The following is a 19,058-nucleotide window of genomic DNA, read 5'->3' as shown; positions in this document are numbered from 1 at the left end:
TGAGAAATGCTCTATATGCATAGGCTCATAATCGCCGAATCATAATCATCAAAACTACGAAATCAAAGTGTTTTCTTATTCTGAAACAGAAAAAATTTTGCACCTAAAAGTAAAGATTAATTACCATAGGCTTTGCGTGAACTTTGAATGCTTTCAAACGGTTAATTATCAACCATAATGTACAGAAAGCAACACTCATTTGTTACTCAGAGTTTAGACTCTGTAGCATTTCAGTATAATGACTAAAAAATGTATCTGACTTGCTGATTTATTATGTTGACTCGTGTTTTAGCAAGCCAATCTAGGGCCAATTATGAACAATGATATCGAAAGAGATTTCAATTTAGGGGGAACGGTTGAGCAAGCTCTGTCGGGCCAGTATCAACTGAAAATCGGTGATGTACTCAAGGAAGCCTGGAGCCACACCATCAAGCATTTTCTTTCTTTTTCACCTGCGATTGTCATGCTGATTGTGGCTCAACTTGCCATATTTTTCATCGCACTTAAGCTACAAATTGGTGATCTTTCGATTATTAGCGATGTTTTCACCGGGCAAGCCGAGTTCCCGGAAGGGCTGGGGCAGGCTATTTTTATCGCGAATTTCAGTTACGAAGTTGTCAGCGCGCCGATCTATGCAGGGGTGTCACTGATGGCGATGAGTCATGCTGCTGGTTTGGCGACGAAAACACGTCATATCAGTAAAGGGCTGCAGTTTACTGTACCTGTTATTATTGCCACGCTGTGTGGATTGATGCTGCAGGGTATTGCCAGTGCGTTGTTTCCAATCCTGTCTATGTATATTTCTCTTGCTTTTAGCAACTCAGTGCTGCTGATTTGTGAGAAGCACATATCTCCGCTTCAATCGCTGTGGTTGTCACTGCGTGCGGTAAACAAAAAGCTGTTACAACTGGCGGTGATTTATGCGCTGATGATGATGATGTTTATCGCTGCCGTGTTGTTCTACGGTATTGGCCTTGTCTTTGTGTTACCATTTTTCTTCCATGTTAAAGGTATTATTTACCGTAACATGTTTGGTATCCGTTTAAAGATCGTTGCCTCTAATCATAGCGACGATGACCAGAACCAGAATCCACAGGTGTTTGATGCGTAAGATTCTTGCTTTATTGACCGTTGTTCTCATCGCCAGTTGCAGCGTTTATTACGTCAAGCAACATGAGAGCGACACCGTCGAGATGTCGGTAAATTCGGGACAGGCCGTCAGTGATGCGCCGGATTTTAGTGCAATCAGTAATGTGACAGAGAAAAAGCAGTCGTTTTTCTCTTATCTTAAACCGGGTATTGAACTGGAAAATGCCCGAATAGTGAAAGAACGAAAAACTCTGAAACGTATCCAGACCCACTTCGATCAGAATAATGTCACCACCAAAGATAAGCAGGATGCGAAGCACTTGGCATCACTATATAAAGTGGACATGAATGACAACAAAGTCACTGCGAAGTGGCTGAGTGTCATGCAACGCCGGGTGGATGTGTTACCACCTGCGTTGGTGCTGACCCAGGCGGCGAATGAATCTGCCTGGGGGACATCACGCTTTGCAGTGGAAGGTAATAACTATTTTGGTCAATGGTGTTACTCTAAAGGCTGCGGATTAGTGCCTTTGGCTCGTCAGGAAGGCATGACCCACGAAGTCGCTAAGTTCAGATCGGTGCAGGAATCGATTCACCGCTACTTTATGAACGTCAACCGCAACGCGGCATATTATGAGCTGCGTAAAATTCGTCAGCAGCTGCGTCAGCAAGAGCAGGATTTGCTCAGCACAGATACCGCTGAGGCTTTAACCCAAGGCTTGCTGAAGTACTCTGAACGCGGAGCGGATTATGTGACCGATTTGCAGACCATGATTCGCCACAATGAGACTTACTGGCAAAGCGAATGATCAAAAAATCCATATCTACTATTCTCCTGGCCGGGTTCTGTAGCAGTATCCCGGTTACGAGCTGGGCTCAGGAATATATGTTCACTTATTCCAAGCTCTTTTCACAAATGAAAAATAACGTCGAAGATGATCACAAAGATGTCAAAGTGGGATTTTTCTTCGTCAATGCGGATAACAAAACGCTCTGTCGCATAGACAAGGCCTGGATGGAGAAAGAAGCGCACTATGAAGAACTTCATCCTTCCGCGATTAATGAATTGATTGTTCCGTTGGATAACAACTTACGCCAGGCGAATCCTTTGGTGTTTGTCGACACACCCAATGACCAACGTTGTGATTTTTCGATGGTTGTCATGACCAAACAGCCGCTCCAGGGCCGTGTCAGTTACAGTGAAATTGAATCTTTGCTGCCGCAAATGCAGAGCATGTTGGAAGACTTAGGTGGCATGTTTGCCAGTTGGTTTACGCCAGATGTTAGCGGATTAACGCTCGAGTTTGCCAATCACCTCAACAGTGAAATCCAACTGAGTGATGGTGGCGTGGTGCCGATTGTTAACGGTAAAGCGCAGGTCGGACTTGAGCAGATTGGGGAAGAAGGGTGGATGGAATTGCCGCAAATGACCCAGCGGGTATTACCGTACTTACCTAAAGCTCAAAAGTGAAGCCACAAAGTGGTTACTGTTGAGGTCAGTCTGAATGAGTACATGTCAGGTCAAGTGAACTGAACTCGGCTTATCATCAGGTTGATTTATAAAATTTTTCGACAAAAAAGGCTGCATTCGCAGCCTTTTCCATTCATCAGAATGCTAAATCTGATGTTCCGTTTACGGAATCAGATATTAGTGACATCCAGCTTCAGGCTTGGATCAAATTCCATCACTAAATCTTCATCTTCAACCTGTTGTACCGGCATGTCTTCTTTATCAAAGCCGATATCTCCGCCATTGATAACGCCAGATTCACTGTTGATCGATTTGAAGTCAAACAGATCGAAGTCCGCCAGGTGGCTAGGCACTACGTTTTGCATTGCGCGGAACATGGTTTCAATACGACCCGGGAACTGTTTGTCCCAGCCGTTTAACATTTGCTTAATGTTCTGACGCTGCATATTTGGCTGAGAGCCGCACAGGTTACATGGGATAATCGGGTAGCCACGTAGTTCAGAATATTTAATGATGTCTTTTTCACGGCAATAGGCCAGTGGACGAATCACAACGTGCTCGCCGTTGTCAGACACCAGTTTTGGTGGCATGCCTTTCATCTTGCCGCCGTAAAACATGTTCAGAAACAGGGTTTCGAGGATATCATCGCGGTGGTGGCCCAAAGCGATTTTGGTTGCACCCAGCTCTTTTGCGGTGCGGTATAAAATACCGCGGCGCAGACGTGAGCACAGAGCACAAGTCGTTTTCCCTTCCGGTACTTTGTCTTGAACAATCGAGTAGGTGTCTTCTTCAACAATCTTGTACTCAACACCCAGTTCCTGCAGATATTCCGGCAGAATATGCTCAGGGAAGCCTGGTTGTTTTTGGTCGAGGTTAACAGCAATCAGCTCGAAAGAGACCGGCGCACTTTTTTGTAAGCTCATCAGAATATCCAGCATGGTAAAACTGTCTTTACCTCCGGATAAACACACCATGATGCGGTCACCATCTTCAATCATGTTGAAGTCAGCAATCGCCTGACCTGTATTGCGACGAATGCGCTTTTGCAATTTGTTGAAATTGTATTGTTGAGCTTTGGTCAACTCTTGGGTTTGCTCTGTCATCAGCTTGCGGTCTTAATCTTCAAAACAAAATGAAGTGCGTATGATACGGATAAATTTGTCAGATGCTAGTGCTATCGGAACCTGAAAGCAAAAATCCTCAGGGAAACCTGAGGATTTCGGATTATGCAGCGAGATGTAGATTAACTGGCGTGGGTAGGATCCAACGGGCTGATATAACCGCGCGGTTTCAAGGCCAGAACGTCACAGTTAATTTTGTCGATCACTTGTTCCGCCGTGTTGCCGATAAATACCGCTGATAAGCCGGTGCGACCGGTCGTACCCAGAATCACCATCGCGGCATGCAGTTCTTCTGCTGCCTTGGGAATGACATCTTCCGGTAAGCCTTGTTCGACAATCGTGTGCTCTTCATCAATACCATGTTTCTGGCGCAGAGCCTTCATCGATGTGAGATGATGGCCGCGTACGGCATCGGTATATGTCGTCGGGTCAAACTCCGGCAGCTCAATGGTGATGTTTGCTGGCGTAAGCGGATAAGCATTTACCAGATAAGGCGTCGCACCAAGCCGTGAGGTCAGGTTCAGCAACTGATCAACCATGATATCGTTCAAATCGAGATGAGCCTCGACTTCTGAACCAACATGTACCGATGCGATGATATTAGCATCCAGAGGCCACTCAGCATTTTTCACCAACAACACGGGAGTCGGGCACTTGCGCAGCAGATGCCAGTCGGTAGGCGTGAAGATAACTGACTCCAACGCATCGTGTTTACGGGTACCTTTGATCAGAATATCGTGTTCGCCAGCAAAGACTTCGCCAATAATCGCTTCATAAGGGCGATTATGCCACACCACTTTGACTTCAAAGATTACCGAATCGTTAACATAAGGTTGGGCGACTTTGTGCATCCACTGTTCGCGCTGATGAATCACACCTCTGCGCATAGCATCCCGTTCATCTATTGAAAGCATCGATGTCATGTCATAGGAAAAGTCATAGATAGAAAGGAAGAAGGTAACACGGCTTTGCGACTTACTTTTTGCGGCGAGTTGCATAGCGCGGGCAAGAGCAGGCTGTTCATCGTGATTGATGTCAGCGACAACTAAGATCTTGTTATAGATACTCATAACAAAACTCCTTATTGAGTGAGGAGACTTCTTAGATTTACTTTAGCGCACTTGAACAGAGAGGTTGAAGAAATTTAGACAGGAAAGTGGGAGAAGTATGATGTAGCTCATTAAAGAGCTACATCATTGATTTTATTACTTAGAATCTGAAGATACGCCAGCCAGTTCTTTCAGGGCATCATGATTCAGAATAGTGATGTATTTACCTTTCACACTCAGGATCTCTGATTTCTGGAAGCGACCCAGCAGGCGACTGATCGTTTCGACCGTCAGGCCAAGGTAGTTACCAATATCACCACGTGTCATCGTCAGACGAAACTCACGCGGGCTGAAGCCACGTTGCGAGAAACGAGTCGACAGGTTGTATAGGAAGGCTGCCAGACGCTCTTCAGCGTTTTTCTTCGATAGCAGCAGGATCATCTCCTGGTCACCTTTGATTTCATTACTCATCAGGCGCATGATTTGTTGACGCAGTTTCGGCATTTTACCTGACAGGTCATCAAGAATCTCGTAAGGGATCTCACACACCATGGATGTTTCCAGCGCCTGAGCGAAGCTAGGGTGAGAATCTTCAGTAATCGCGTCAAAACCGACTAAATCACCAGCCAGGTGGAATGCAGTGATCTGCTCATCACCTTGCTCTGTAATGGTGTAGCTTTTGATTGTACCTGAACGAATCGCGTACAAAGAACGCAAATCGTCGCCAGCTTTAAACAGTTCCTGACCTTTTTGAATGGGCTTCTTACGCTCGATGATCTGGTCAAGCTGATCCAACTCTGCTTCATTCAGAGTAAATGGGATGCAAAGCTGACTAATACTGCAGTCTTGACAGTGAATGGCACAACCACCGGATTGAACGCGTTTTGCAGCATGCTTTTCAGAAATCATAACAACCTTCACTATTTGATATACATCAATATTTTAGCATCCCTCAATCGCAAAGGATAGATAAAATAAACGTATAGCTAAATCAATCACCTAAATTAAGGTAATCAGCATATTTATGGCACCGTAGCCGGTATAAAAACCATAAGTGATAATAAATACTGCCGCTATATGACGAAATATTTTAGACTGTTGCAACTGTTTTATTTTTGTTGCACCAAATCCGACCAATAACATCGCGGGCAAAGTACCTAATCCAAAGGCCCCCATGATTAATGCGCCCTGCAAAAATCCACCAGAAACCGCGGCCCAGGTCAAAATGGAATAAACTAAACCACACGGCAGCCAACCCCAGATAAAACCGAAGGGTAGAGCGTACCAGCTTTTTTTGAGTGGTAACAGCGCTGTGCCGGCCGGAGAAATGTGTTTCCATACAGATTGTCCAAGCCGTTCCAGTTTCAGAATACCAAACCACCAACGCCCGACATACAGACCAAGACCGATCATAAGCAGTGCCGCCAACAGGCGAAGCCATACCAAAACATGATTCAGAGCTGCCAGGGTAGATAAGGATGCGACGAGACCGCCGATGATGGCACCAAACAGCATATAACTCAGGATTCGGCCTGCATTATATAACAGTAACGGAGTGGCCTGTCTGCCGGCCTGATTGAGAGTCAGTAGGGAAGCGATGCCACCACACATCCCCATACAGTGACCGGCACCGAGTAACCCGATCACAAATGCACCGAGAAAGTCCGGCGTCATTGTTTATCCTCATCTTGTCCCTGTTTTGCGCAGGCGGATGTTTTTTTCTGGTGAGAAAGTGGTGGCGAGGCATTAACTGTAGAAGAATGTGTTTCTTGTTCATCTTCAAATAAAATATTGTGTCCCTGGCGTTCTAAATCTTCAAATTGTTCACTTTTAACCGCCCAAAGAAATATTGCCACTGCCACACAAACCAGCACAATGGCGATAGGAATTAATATATACAAACTTTCCATTTACTTACCTGAATCTTTTAATAAGCGCAGCGAATTGGATACTACTATAATCGAACTGGCAGACATACCCACAACCGCGATATAAGGTGCGACCAACCCCGCAACCGCTAAGGGCAGAATTAACAGATTGTAACCTAACGACCAGGCCAGGTTTTCGCGAATGACACGCCGGGTCTGTATGGCCAGTTTGCGCGCTTCAAGTAACTTATCCAGTTTGTCGCCCAGTAACACCATGTCTGCAGACGCTTTGGCGACATCAGTCCCTCCTCCCATCGCTACAGAGATGTGCGCGCCGGCCAGAGTCGGCGCATCGTTGATGCCATCTCCGACCATCATGGTGATATCATGCAGATTTATCTGATTCAGGCTGGCTAGTTTATCTTCAGGTTTCGCCCCCGATATCACCTGATCAATCCCTAGTTGATCGGCAACAAGTGCCGCATTAGCCTGAGAATCACCGGTTAACAGAGTGATTTTGATGCCTGCCTGATGGAGTTGCTCGATAAACGGACCGGCCTCTTTACGAATCGGATCCTGGTAATAGAAGGTCGCGGCATGTTCACCGTTAATCGCCAGATAAACCGCATTTACGTCCTGGTGATTGTCAGTGCCGAGGACAAAACGGGCGTTACCAATGGCGACTGGCTGGCCATCAAACAGACCTTGCAGTCCTGAGCCAATGACATTACCGACGCCAGTGACAGTAACGTTCTCATCGCGGTAAGGATGGAATGCTGTGGCCAGCGGATGATTCGCGTGTTGCTCTAGCGCGGCCGCAATCGCCAGGCACTGCTGTTGTGACCAGTCCGAATACACGCGGGTATCACGCAGCTCAATTTTACCCCGAGTCAGGGTGCCGGTTTTATCGACGACCAGATGATTGACCTTACACAGGGTTTCAAATACATGGCTTTTACGCAGTAAAAGACCAAAGCCTCCCATGCGGGAAGTCGCGCAGGTCAAGGCGGTGGGTGTCGCCAGTGACAGGGCACACGGACAGGTCGCTACCAGAACCGATAACATGATCCAAAACGCATCCTCGGGATGAGCCTGATGCCAGAATAACCAGGTTGCCGCCGCAATCAGTAAAATAATCGCAACGAAATAGCGCGCGACGATGTCGGCGAGCTCCGCAATTCTGGGTTTCGATGACTGCGCGGCGTCCTGCAAGCGCACAATATTCGAGATCACGGAATCATTTTTTGTCGCGGTCACTTCCAGTTCAAACGCCTCTTCACCATTGAGCGTGCCGGCAAAGACCGAATCACCAGGCTGTTTTACCACCGGGAGTGATTCACCGGTCAACATGGACTCGTCAACGTGGATGCGGCTGGTGAGGATTTTTCCGTCAGCCGGGATATGCTCACCGGGTAAAACCCGAATTTGCTCGCCGGGTTGCAGCGTTTTTACCGGAACCTGTTCCCCATCAAGCCGATTGGCGATAGCCGGTATCAGTTTAAGCAGATTCCCGCTCGCGGCCGCGGCTTTACGCCGCGCACGCATTTCCAGAAAGCGGCCAACCAACAGAAAGAAGGTAAACATGGAGATAGACTCAAAGAATACTTCTCCTTGCCGGGTGACCGTAGCGATGAGACTGGCCACATAAGCAAATATCAACGCGATTGAGACAGGGACATCCATGCCCAGAGTACGGCCACGAAGACTGCGCCAGGCATTGAGATAAAATGGCAAGGCAGAGTAAAGCAGCACAGGAGTGGCAAAAATCAGACTGACCCAACGAAAGTAGTTTTTGAATTCCGGGTCGAGATCGCCAAACGCTTCAAGATAAAGCGCAACAGCCAGCATCATGACCTGCATGGTTGCCAGTCCGGCAATACCAAGACGATAAAGATACTGTTTCATCGTGGCGTGATAAAACGCCTCCTGTTGATCGGCCTCAAACGGGGCGGCTTTATAACCCAACTGGTGAATCCGGTTCAGAATACGGCTGAGCTTAGTTTTTGAGTCATCCCAGCACAGCAGAGCCCGATTAGTGGTGGTATTGACCCGAATCGTCGTCACACCGGTTTCGCTGTTAAGTTGCTTTTCAATCAACCAGGCGCAGGCAGCGCAAGAGACACCATCTAGTGACAATGTCACTTCTTTATGATCGCCATCATCACGTACGAATTCTGCCTGAACATCGCTGTTGTCGTAATGGATCAGTGCCTGCAATTGCTCCGGTACCAAATCCACTTTTTCGGCCGGCGCGGTGCGGAACTGGTAATACGAAACCAGGCCGCTGGTAACAATCGTTTCGGCCACGGTCTGACATCCGGGGCAACACATGTCACGTTGCTCACCAAGAATCTCGACTTTAAAGTCCGTGCCCGCCGGGACATCTTCACCGCAGTGATAACACGAATGACTCATAGCATTAATTCATTAACTGGGTAGGCGATGCGGAAGGGAACGTCACTCGTCCCTGGACCAGCCACTCGCTGTTATGCGGTGTTAATTCAATAAACCACGGTCCCTGTAGTTCACTGTCACGTTTAATACGATAGCGACCCTTCGCATCTGAAGTCAGCAGTATTGAAAAATCACGGTCTGGCAGGGTTCGGTGGGCAAACATCGCTTGCAATGCCGGGAAATGTTCCAGCTGACCTTTATTCAGCTCGATGACAATATCGCTGCCGTCGGAGTATACCGACGCATTAAGGCCCAGTTGTTTGGCAACCTGAATCTTGCTGAGATCGACATTAATGCCTTTGCCTTTTTTATAGTAATCCTCAGTGACCAGGGATACGGAGTTATTGGAAAAAATGATAACAGTAATGACAGTCCAGATAACAACCGTAAGAGGAAGGATAATCAGAAACCACGGCCAGAATTGTTTATACCAAGGCTTTACCATAAAAAAGTTCTCTACAACGTAAGGGAAAGTAATAACTTAAGAGAAAGACAGCCCCTTGAAAAGGGGCTGTGATGTGTTGTTACTTATTGGTCGGAATTACTCAGGCTCCAGACATAAGCAGCAACTAACTGCACCTTATCTTCACCTAAGATATCCAACCAGGCTGGCATAACACCAGAACGACCATTCATGACCGTTTCTGTCACTGCTGCGCGCGAGTCTCCAAATAACCAATCCTGGTCAGTTAGATCCGGAGCGCCGACAGCCGGGTTACCTTTACCGTCTGTACCATGACAAGCTGCACAGACCACGAAGCGTGCTTTACCAGCTTCAGCTTCACGAGCATTCACAGAACGACCAGAAAGGCTCAGCGCATAGCTCACCACTTCCTGTACACCTTGTTCGCCCAATGCATCTTTCCAAGCTGGCATCTGACCGATACGGCCATGACGAATCGTAGTCACGATCGCAGCAGGCTCACCGCCATACAACCACGCATTGTCAGTCAGGTTAGGGAAGCCGGTTTGACCGCGCGCGTCGGAAGCATGACACTGGGAGCAGTTCTGTAGGAACAGACGCTGGCCAACTTTGAGCGCATCCGGATCAGCGGCAATATCTGGAATCGGACGTAATTCAGAGCCGCCTTCCTGATAAGCCAAACGTTTAAACGCTTCACCAAAGTACGCATCGGCGTCATCGAGCTCTTTTGCATACTGCACCAGCGTTTTGCTTTCCTGGGCCGCCGCAATCGACGCTTTAGACTCTTCAAGAGTGCGAACGCGCTGATCTGAACTCTGCCAGCCCAAAACACCTTTGAAGCTACCCAAACCCGGATAGAGAGTCAGGTATATCGCCGCAAATATGAATGTGCTGATAAACAGATAAGTCCACCATTTTGGTAGTGGGTTGTTGATTTCGCGAATACCGTCGTACTCGTGCCCCATATCAACGCCTTCTTCCACGCCCATTTTGTCTTTAAGACACCAAAAGAGCAGGAAAGCACAGCCAAACAGGGTTCCGAGTGTGATGACAGTAATCCAAAGACTCCAGAATGTAGTCATTACTTAGTCACTCCTTGTTTTTTTGCAGGGGGCTGCTGTTCATCAGCAAAAATCAGATTGGCTGCTTCATCAAAGCGAGCCTTACGTTTTTTTCCGTAAGCCCACCAAACAACGCCGATAAAGCAGACAAATAGCACTATGGTCCAAATACTGTGAATAGTACCGATATCCATAATTACCCCTTATTTCATTGCGTGACCAAGAGACTGAAGGTAGGCGATGATGGCATCCATCTCCGATTTACCCTCGACATCTTTTGCCGCATTCGCGATTTGTTCGTCTGTGTATGGCACACCAAACTGATTACGGAAGACTTCCATTTTCTTCTGGGTGTATTGTCCATCCAGTAGGTTGTCTGCCAACCACGGGAAGCCCGGCATGTTAGACTGAGATACCAGTTCACGCGGATCCATCAGGTGCACGCGGTGCCACTCATCCGAGTAACGACCGCCCACACGCGCCAAATCCGGACCAGTACGCTTAGAGCCCCATAAGAACGGATGCTCCCATACACTTTCACCCGCCACCGAGTAGTGACCATAACGCTCTGTCTCAGAGCGGAAAGGACGAATCATCTGACTATGACAAACGTTACAACCTTCGCGAATATAGATATCGCGACCTTCAAGCTGCAGGGCAGTATATGGCTTGAGATTTTCTACCGGCTCAGTGGTTTGCTTTTGGAAGATCAACGGTGTGATCTCAACTAAGGCGCCCCAACTAATAGCGAATACGATGAAAATAGCCAGCAAGCCCACATTGCGCTCAATAATTTCATGGCGATTATTAGAATTAGAACTCATTCTTCAATCTCCTTAAGCCGGTTGCTGGATAGCTTTCAAGCTATGTTTCGGTGCAGAAATCGTCTTATACGCGTTGTACGCCATCAGGAACATGCCTGACAGGAAGATAAAGCCACCAATAAAGCGTATGGTATAGAACGGGTAAGAGGCCTGAACTGACTCGACAAAGCTGTAAGTCAGTGTGCCGTCGGAGTTAACGGCACGCCACATCAGGCCTTGCATTACACCAGAGATCCACATCGCGACGATGTACAACACGGTACCGATCGTTGCCAGCCAGAAGTGAGCATTGACCAGACCCATAGAGTACATACGTTCCTGGCCGAACAGGCGAGGAATCAGGTGATAAACCGAACCGATCGAAACCATCGCAACCCAGCCCAACGCGCCAGAGTGAACGTGACCAATCGTCCAGTCAGTGTAGTGAGACAGAGCATTGACCGTCTTAATTGACATCATCGGGCCTTCGAAGGTCGACATGCCGTAGAAAGACAGTGATACGATCAGGAATCGCAGAATAGGGTCATAACGTAACTTATGCCATGCTCCGGACAGGGTCATGATACCGTTGATCATGCCGCCCCATGAAGGTGCGAACAGAACAAGCGACATCACCATACCCAGAGACTGAGTCCAATCTGGTAGTGCCGTGTAGTGTAGATGGTGAGGGCCTGCCCAGATGTACAGCGAGATCAGGGCCCAGAAGTGAACGATTGACAAACGGTAAGAGTAAACAGGACGCTCAGCTTGTTTCGGAACGAAGTAATACATCATTCCAAGGAAACCCGCTGTAAGAAGGAATCCTACCGCATTGTGGCCGTACCACCACTGAACCATTGCATCGACAGCACCGGAATAAATCGAGTACGATTTACCCATGGACACCGGAATAGCCATACTATTCACGATATGCAGAACGGCAACAGTAATAATAAACGCACCGAAGAACCAGTTTGCTACGTAAATATGAGAGGTCTTACGCTTGACCAGTGTGCCAAAGAACACCACCGCGTAAGAGACCCATACGAGCGCAATCGCGATATCGATAGGCCATTCAAGTTCCGCATATTCTTTACCTGAGGTATAACCCAAAGGCAGAGTAATTGCGGCAGACACAATGATTGCTTGCCATCCCCAAAACGTAAACGGGACAAGCGCGCCACCAAAAAGACGAGTTTGACAGGTGCGCTGAACAACATAATAAGATGTTGCGAACAGTGCACTGGTACCAAACGCGAAAATAACCGCATTAGTATGCAGAGGACGTAAGCGACTGTACGTCAACCACGGCGTATCAAAGTTTAGCTGTGGCCATACTAATTGAGCGGCGATCAAAACACCCACACCCATGCCGACAATGCCCCAAAGAATGGTAACCAGGGTAAACTGACGGACGACTGTATAGTTGTAGTTTTGCTCAAGCTGCTGTTCTTGGCTCATTTTGCATGCTTCCAATGTCTAATTAACTACACTTTACTTCCAACACGACATATGTCGTAATGCGCCCCAAGTTAACAATAAAAATTAAAGCATTTTCATGACCTTAATCACTATTGTTGGCTTTAAAAAAAGGTGCATTTTCAAGCAATAACTATACTGCAATTAACAATTCAATGACAGCGCAGTAACCTTACTATCCGTCTGGATTTGGCCTTTTATTTCAAAACTTTGAAGTTTGTTGCACGAGGAACTCACGAATATGGCAGCTGAAAAGCTCACTAAGCTCAGACTGACTCAAATCGTCATCACATTAGCTATTTTGACCGTGGCTTTTTTTTGGCGAACGATCACATTTCAGGATGTATCTACCCAAAAATGCATTGCGACGCCACAATGTTCACTTTTTGTCGATGGAAGACAAATAACTGTTACAAAAAGTGAAACGGAGCAGGGTGTGTATATTATTCAATCGATCCCGTCCGATTGGAGTGTGACATCGGATCAAAAAATCATCCGCGAGGGCGAAAATATTGAGTTAAAATTTTATGACAACAATTCCAATACAACTGGTGTAATTAATATTAATGATTCTGTAACGATAGAAATCAGCGATTAATTAGTTATAGGATAGAAAAGATATTTCTTTCCATTAGGGTATTTAATTTAATATCATCGCAAGTTGATGTATAAAGAATAAATAACCCTATAACGTATTCGTTCATGCGATTAAAAACAGCATTCACTCATATTTCTAACCCTGCCTTAGCAGTTCAGTACCTGAAAGAGGCATTATTCAGCCCAGAACTTTCAAGTTTAGTCTGTTATTATACTGACGAATATCCGGCTGACATCCTGACGACAGAGTTTGGCAAAGCATTTGCAGATGTTCCTCTTGTTGGTTGCTCATCTTGTAAGGGAGTGATGACAGAGCACGGTTTCCATGCCGGACCGGTGATCGCTTTGATGGCTATTTACGACGGTCCCAACAGCGCATACGGAAGTGCGCTGTTGTCGCTGGACAACGCGTTAACCGATTACAAAACCGTCACGGCAGAGGCCATCAATCAGGCGCTGAAGTCGGCAAACCGGATAGGTGAAATCCCCAGTTTAGTGATTTTACATGCTACTCCCGGCAATGAAGAACTTTGTATTCAGGCAATTGATGAAACCTTTGGTACACCTGTTCCAATCATCGGTGGCAGCCCGGCAGACAGTTATATTCAGCGGCAGTGGTCAGCGATAACTGAACGCGGCACAGTAAAAAATGGCTTATCGCTTCAACTGATGTTTCCTTCCAAGCCCAATACCACCGGATTCAGTGCCGGCTATTCACCGACGGAATTTACCGGTACCGTCACTCGCGCTACCGGCCGCTATATTCACGAAATAGACGGAGAACCCGCAGAGCAGATTTATAAAGAATGGGTCAGTGATCATTCAAGCGTGCAAATATCCGAGCACTACTTGTTTAAACATGTCACACGTTTTCCACTTGGACGAATAGCCGGTTACGTACATAATCGTCCTTACTATAAATTATCCCACCCGGTGCGTATGACGCCAGATGGTGCGATGGAGATGTTCGCGACCATCTCACAGGGAGAGGAAGTGACACTCATGACCGGCTCCAGAGAACAGTTAATTCAGCGCGCATCGCGTGTCGTTGATCAAGCGAACACACAAAACTACCAATCGTCTCAATTACTAGGTTCAATCATTATTTACTGTGCTGGCTCCATGTTGCGTTTAGGCGACGACATTGTGGGTGTACAGGAAAAAATCAAAGCTCAGATGAACGGACAACCCTTCATCTGTCCGTTTACTTACGGAGAACAAGGTCGCTTTACCGGTGGTGAGACAGCTCATGGTAATCTGATGATTTCATCCGTCATTTTTTACGAGTCCGAGTAATCGAACATGGAACAAGAGATCATCGAACAGTTTAATGAAGCATTACTAGAACTGAAACGAAGTAAGGAACGAGAGCAACGCTTAGCGGAAGAAAACCGGGTTATTCTCGCGGCACTGTCAGCGTTCAGTCATGCCGACAACAAGTATCAGATTTTCGAGGAATTGAAAAAGGTACTCAGTCGTTATATTGAGTTCGATGATTTCATTGTGATTTCGAAGCCCAAACATCGTCAGGTATACCTGACGTTTCTTGCGTCTAATCTTGCCTTCCAGGGCAAGGAATGGCTCAATGGCGACAAGTTTCAGCGTGTCCTTGATGGTGAAAGCATTATTTTGTTTGAACCGGGCAAACTTGATGAATTCCAAAATCTGAACGCCTTCCTTAAAGACCAGATTCAGTCGGCATTGATCGCCGGAATCCGTGCACAAACCAGTGACTCTGTTTTGCTGCTACTGGGGAATAGGAAAGGGCAGTTCAGCCTCGAAACCCGCTCAACTTTACTGCGTTTCCGGCCGCTTCTCGAACGAGCCATCAACGATATTGAGCATAAAGAAGAGCTGCAAAAGCTGGTTGATTTAAGAACCCAAGAACTGCAAATTGCTCAACAACAAGCGGAACAGGCTAACCAGTCCAAATCAAAATTCCTGGCCATGATGAGCCATGAACTGCGAACCCCACTTAACGCCGTGTTAGGCCTTATCGATATTTTACGAGAAAATTCAGAGATCTACCAATTGGAAATGCTAGAGCAGATGGAAAATTCTGCCGAGCTTTTGCTGGTGATCATTAACGATATTCTTGATTTTAGTCGCATCGAGTCCGGTCACTTCTCGTTACACTGTCACTGGATTAACCTACGTAAGAAATTGCACCAGGCTCTGGAACATCATCATCAGGTCGCAACTGCAAAAGGCATTCAGTTCAACCTCCAGGCAACCATCCATGATGGCTACGAATACTGGGTGGATGAAGTTCGTTTAACGCAAATATTGTTTAACGTTGTGGGTAACGCGATCAAGTTCACCCAACACGGCAGTGTTGATGTACGTTTGGTCACGACTCGGGATGGGCTCGAGATTAATATCGAGGATACTGGTATCGGCATCGACAGTCAGCGTATTGATAATCTGTTCTCGCCATTTATTCAGGCCGACGATTCTATTACACGTAACTTCGGTGGCACCGGGCTTGGATTAGCGATTACCAAACATCTGGTCGAGTTGATGCAGGGAAAAATCAAAGTCGAGAGCGAGCTTGGTCAAGGCTCTAAGTTTTCTATCATTCTGCCATTAAAATCACGCTCAAGTGATCAGGTCACAACAGTGCTAGTGCCAGACAATGAGCTATCAACCAAAGCTGTTGTAGCAAACGTCGGACAACATATCTTGGTCGTTGAAGATACCAAAACCAACCAGATGGTCATCAAACTGTTGCTAAATCGCATGGGTTACAACGTCACGATTGCGGAAAATGGCCAGCAAGCGATAGATATCGTCACAAGGGAACCGGCGTTTGATCTGATCTTCATGGACATTTCTATGCCAGTGATGGATGGAATTGAGGCGACTCGTATGTTGCGGGCTAAGCAGATATCAGCACCAATCATCGCTTTAACTGCACATTCGATGCATAGTGACCATGAGGTTTGCCTTAGCGCTGGCATGAACGACATCATTATCAAACCAATTCGCAGTAAAGAATTACAGCGAATCACAGATCGTTATCTGCAGTCACGTAATGTCATCAATCCAGTTTAACTCAATGAGAATGAGTCGATCACAAATTTAATTAATTACCATATTGCTAAAAGTTAGAGACTTTTATCAATATGGTAATTATATACTTTATGGTAAATTGGTTATGTTCAATAGAAATCATGCAGATAAGAGGAAAGGGAAGCTACATCAGTGCCGTACCTATATCCATACATACTTAATTTAACATAATACATATAATGCGCACTATGATTGTAAGGGCAACGTTGCTAGTTCTTGCTTGATCTTCGGTAAATTTTAGCCAAATTACCGCTAGTTCGCGGTGAACTACGCACCTGATATTACTTAATCAATTAATGTTGCTAACGATTCAAAATCAGGATTACATCCGTATTCATTACTCTTAATACGATGAGATGCGCCGCTGTGCTTTCTGTGTTTTTAACTCGTGACTCTTTGTTCAAATTCATAACTACAACCCGTGGCTCGTTGTATACCGACCAGGACTTTTGTCTGATCGTTTGTCATGATCACTCATGTTGTCCTCGACGTTGAATCTTCTACTTTTGACTTAATCTGGGTATCTGCCAATCCGACATCAACTCGGTCGCTAAGTTTACGGTTTGCGCTAATCTTCCATTCAATTCTTAATTCGTTCCATCGTGTACAACAGTCTTCAAAACATTGGCCCAGAGTGACCGGTTGCTGCGTTGCTCTAATAACCAACAACGGGTTGTTTTGAATAGATTGAAGTCTTATCTTTTTGTTGGTCTTAGTCATTCTGCTACATAAAGCCTGAACTATTGTGGTTGGCTGATTTTTTCTGTCGGTATCGCTGATAGATCCTAGCGTCATATGCCTGGACGGATTCTTGTTTGTGTCAGATTAGCCTGGCTTGTTATTTGGCGTGAGAGAACCGCTGTGAATATCACATCTGATTTTAAATGCCGAAGTGTTGGCATTCATCTTTCTTAACTTCAGATCTACTCTGATAGCGGAGAAGCAGCAGTCTTAGCTACACAACCAACACCGAAATTAACAATATACATAAAAGTTACAGTGTCATGATTACAGATAAAGCCATCTTCTTTATCCGGATTTTAAACTGGCAACTTCCCTACTTTATTCGCTTGGTTATGGCCAAGTCAGTGACGTTGGGACCGTGTCTCGTAACAATGAAGTTCGGACGGTTTGGCTAGTGGATTCACGGACTGAAACACCTCCTAAACTAAGCAATTTACAACGATGATATTGGGCAGTTGTGTGAGGCGTATTGAGATACGATGTGTTGTTGTTTTAGATTCGACCTTAAAAATAGTTATAGTGCGTCAGATATGGCTATTTAGGTCATATTCATGCTTTTCCAGATAAACCTCTGATAAGCGATTTCACGCCATTTGCTATCATATTGAACAAATCAAAAGTATTTACCCTAGGAGCCTTGCAATCATAGTTGGTTATACTTTTGATATATAATGAATTTTGCTATCATAGCCAGCCACATAGATGATATGAAATTACCATGGCAATAACCATCCGCGATATAGATAACCACCAACTGATGTTATCGCAACTCAAAGAGCTGACTGAGCTCCCTACTATGTCAAAAAGCCTGATTCAGGGCGGCTACCTGGCTTTGCAGTATCACCAACTTTACCAACAGCAACAAGAAGAGAATCAACAGCTGCGCGCAGAGCTAGAAACCTTACGTGCCAAAGTCGATGGTTTTGTCGATGCATTTGAAGCCTTGAAACGACGTTAGACTAAGCTTTCGTCACCCAAAGAAAAACGGCTGAACACAGAAGTGCTCAGCCGTTTAGCATAAATATGTGACCTGGTAACTTAATCAGCGCCCTTTCTTGGTATTGCCGTTACTGCTCTTAAAGCCTTGATGCGGAAAGACATTACGAATGCGCTGCTGAATTTTTTTCGGAACCTGATTCGAGAAGACCAGTTTCATTCCAGTGCGTTGTTGGTAGACTTTCAATTCCCCATCAAAGGGGGTCACCTCACCGATTTCACTAACATTATGTTTAAATGCCGGCGGAAAATGGCCTTTCACATTTTGAATGGCACCATCTTTAAATTTCACTTTAAGTACCGGTCGGTCAACCGCAACCAGCCAGAAAATCACAATCGCAGCTACTAAAATCACATACAGCATATTGCTTACTCCTAGTCAGACAGCAACTTACTCAGGTCTTCTTTCAAGTTAGATACAGTGCGGCTGGCCTTTTCGCTGCGCGATGCTTCACTCAGCAGATATTCAATCGCGTCCGATAAAGTACAGCCTAAGTCATTAGCGCGAACCGACAATTTTTCCCACACACGGTAGTCCAGATCGATCGACTTTTTGCGCGTGTGTAGCTGCTCAGCATTGAAATGGCGTTTACGCTTGGCACGAATAGCCTGCTTGAGTTTATTCTCAAGCTCGGGAGCCATATGCTGTTCAATCCACTCGAGCACCAGGGTTGGCTCATGTTCGATGGACTTCAAGTTCTGAACGGCGGCATCCGCTTCACTGCGATCGATATGGCATGTGATTGCTTCGCCATCTTTCCACTTTTTAATGAGATACTGCCACTTCCAACCACATTCAAGGTTTTCAAGTTGTTGATATTTCATGCCAG

20 protein-coding genes are annotated in these 19,058 nt (G+C 46.1%); 7 read left to right on the top strand and 13 right to left on the bottom strand.

Annotation, left to right across the window (positions count from 1 at the left end; translation table 11 throughout):
- Positions 1-313 precede the first annotated feature (313 nt).
- Genes J0X00_RS19505 through J0X00_RS19495 form a run of 3 tightly spaced genes read left to right on the top strand, consistent with a single transcriptional unit; the run spans position 314 to position 2,560 of the window.
- Positions 314-1,111, top strand: a complete 798-nt coding sequence (locus J0X00_RS19505) for a hypothetical protein (protein WP_136486444.1) — start codon at positions 314-316, stop codon at positions 1,109-1,111.
- Positions 1,104-1,898, top strand: a complete 795-nt coding sequence (locus J0X00_RS19500) for a glucosaminidase domain-containing protein (protein ID WP_136486446.1) — start codon at positions 1,104-1,106, stop codon at positions 1,896-1,898. Before J0X00_RS19505 ends, J0X00_RS19500 begins: the two co-directional genes overlap by 8 nt.
- On the top strand, positions 1,898-2,560 hold the full coding sequence (locus tag J0X00_RS19495) for a DUF2987 domain-containing protein (RefSeq protein ID WP_282478324.1): 663 nt from the start codon (positions 1,898-1,900) through the stop codon (positions 2,558-2,560). The genes J0X00_RS19500 and J0X00_RS19495 overlap by 1 nt, the downstream gene beginning before the upstream one ends.
- 170 nt (positions 2,561-2,730) lie before the next feature.
- Here the strand turns inward: J0X00_RS19495 and ttcA are convergent, their stop codons facing one another.
- The 11 genes from ttcA to ccoN form a co-directional block, all read right to left on the bottom strand.
- Complete coding sequence (ttcA, locus tag J0X00_RS19490; protein WP_136486450.1) at positions 2,731-3,663, bottom strand: tRNA 2-thiocytidine(32) synthetase TtcA; 933 nt, start codon at positions 3,661-3,663, stop codon at positions 2,731-2,733.
- Between the two features lie 140 nt (positions 3,664-3,803).
- Positions 3,804-4,751, bottom strand: a complete 948-nt coding sequence (gene uspE, locus J0X00_RS19485) for a universal stress protein UspE (RefSeq protein WP_218563097.1) — start codon at positions 4,749-4,751, stop codon at positions 3,804-3,806.
- Positions 4,752-4,886: 135 nt separating this feature from the next.
- Positions 4,887-5,639 (bottom strand): FNR family transcription factor, encoded by a 753-nt coding sequence (locus J0X00_RS19480; protein WP_136486454.1) that lies wholly within the window; start codon positions 5,637-5,639, stop codon positions 4,887-4,889.
- Positions 5,640-5,729: 90 nt separating this feature from the next.
- Positions 5,730-6,404, bottom strand: a complete 675-nt coding sequence (locus J0X00_RS19475) for a sulfite exporter TauE/SafE family protein (protein WP_218563098.1) — start codon at positions 6,402-6,404, stop codon at positions 5,730-5,732.
- Complete coding sequence (gene ccoS / locus J0X00_RS19470; RefSeq protein WP_218563099.1) at positions 6,401-6,640, bottom strand: cbb3-type cytochrome oxidase assembly protein CcoS; 240 nt, start codon at positions 6,638-6,640, stop codon at positions 6,401-6,403. The genes J0X00_RS19475 and ccoS overlap by 4 nt, the downstream gene beginning before the upstream one ends.
- Entirely contained in the window at positions 6,641-9,013 is a 2,373-nt protein-coding gene (locus J0X00_RS19465) for a heavy metal translocating P-type ATPase (RefSeq protein ID WP_282477527.1), read from the bottom strand.
- A gap of 4 nt (positions 9,014-9,017) precedes the next feature.
- Positions 9,018-9,497, bottom strand: a complete 480-nt coding sequence (locus J0X00_RS19460) for a FixH family protein (RefSeq protein WP_282477526.1) — start codon at positions 9,495-9,497, stop codon at positions 9,018-9,020.
- Positions 9,498-9,580: 83 nt separating this feature from the next.
- Positions 9,581-10,558, bottom strand: coding sequence for a cytochrome-c oxidase, cbb3-type subunit III (gene ccoP, locus J0X00_RS19455; RefSeq protein ID WP_136486465.1), 978 nt, complete (start codon positions 10,556-10,558; stop codon positions 9,581-9,583).
- Complete coding sequence (locus J0X00_RS19450; protein WP_218563102.1) at positions 10,558-10,731, bottom strand: cbb3-type cytochrome oxidase subunit 3; 174 nt, start codon at positions 10,729-10,731, stop codon at positions 10,558-10,560. The genes ccoP and J0X00_RS19450 overlap by 1 nt, the downstream gene beginning before the upstream one ends.
- 9 nt (positions 10,732-10,740) lie before the next feature.
- Positions 10,741-11,361, bottom strand: coding sequence for a cytochrome-c oxidase, cbb3-type subunit II (gene ccoO / locus J0X00_RS19445; RefSeq protein ID WP_136486469.1), 621 nt, complete (start codon positions 11,359-11,361; stop codon positions 10,741-10,743).
- Positions 11,362-11,373: 12 nt separating this feature from the next.
- Positions 11,374-12,801: a cytochrome-c oxidase, cbb3-type subunit I gene (ccoN, locus tag J0X00_RS19440; protein WP_136486471.1), complete on the bottom strand. Its 1,428-nt coding sequence runs from the start codon at positions 12,799-12,801 to the stop codon at positions 11,374-11,376.
- A 259-nt stretch (positions 12,802-13,060) separates the two neighbouring features.
- Here ccoN and J0X00_RS19435 point away from each other — a divergent pair, with 259 nt between their 5' ends.
- From J0X00_RS19435 to J0X00_RS19420, 4 genes are all read left to right on the top strand, one after another.
- Positions 13,061-13,417 carry a hypothetical protein gene (locus J0X00_RS19435; RefSeq protein ID WP_136486473.1) on the top strand — a complete coding sequence of 119 codons (357 nt, stop codon included), beginning with the start codon at positions 13,061-13,063 and terminating at the stop codon, positions 13,415-13,417.
- A gap of 104 nt (positions 13,418-13,521) precedes the next feature.
- Positions 13,522-14,712: an FIST N-terminal domain-containing protein gene (locus tag J0X00_RS19430; protein WP_136486475.1), complete on the top strand. Its 1,191-nt coding sequence runs from the start codon at positions 13,522-13,524 to the stop codon at positions 14,710-14,712.
- A 6-nt stretch (positions 14,713-14,718) separates the two neighbouring features.
- Positions 14,719-16,470 (top strand): ATP-binding protein, encoded by a 1,752-nt coding sequence (locus tag J0X00_RS19425; RefSeq protein WP_136486476.1) that lies wholly within the window; start codon positions 14,719-14,721, stop codon positions 16,468-16,470.
- Positions 16,471-17,950: 1,480 nt separating this feature from the next.
- Positions 17,951-18,190, top strand: a complete 240-nt coding sequence (locus J0X00_RS19420) for a hypothetical protein (protein ID WP_136486478.1) — start codon at positions 17,951-17,953, stop codon at positions 18,188-18,190.
- Positions 18,191-18,274: 84 nt separating this feature from the next.
- Here J0X00_RS19420 and J0X00_RS19415 read toward each other — a convergent pair whose 3' ends face one another.
- Entirely contained in the window at positions 18,275-18,592 is a 318-nt protein-coding gene (locus J0X00_RS19415) for a DUF3634 family protein (protein ID WP_136486480.1), read from the bottom strand.
- Between the two features lie 11 nt (positions 18,593-18,603).
- Entirely contained in the window at positions 18,604-19,053 is a 450-nt protein-coding gene (gene matP / locus J0X00_RS19410; RefSeq protein WP_136486482.1) for a macrodomain Ter protein MatP, read from the bottom strand.
- Between the last annotated feature and the right edge of the window lie 5 nt (positions 19,054-19,058).

The organism is Vibrio sp. ABG19 (genome assembly GCF_029962385.1).
Lineage (GTDB): Bacteria > Pseudomonadota > Gammaproteobacteria > Enterobacterales > Vibrionaceae > Vibrio > Vibrio ostreae.
Note: the sequence above shows the minus strand (reverse complement) of the source record. Positions and strands in the feature narration are given on the sequence as shown.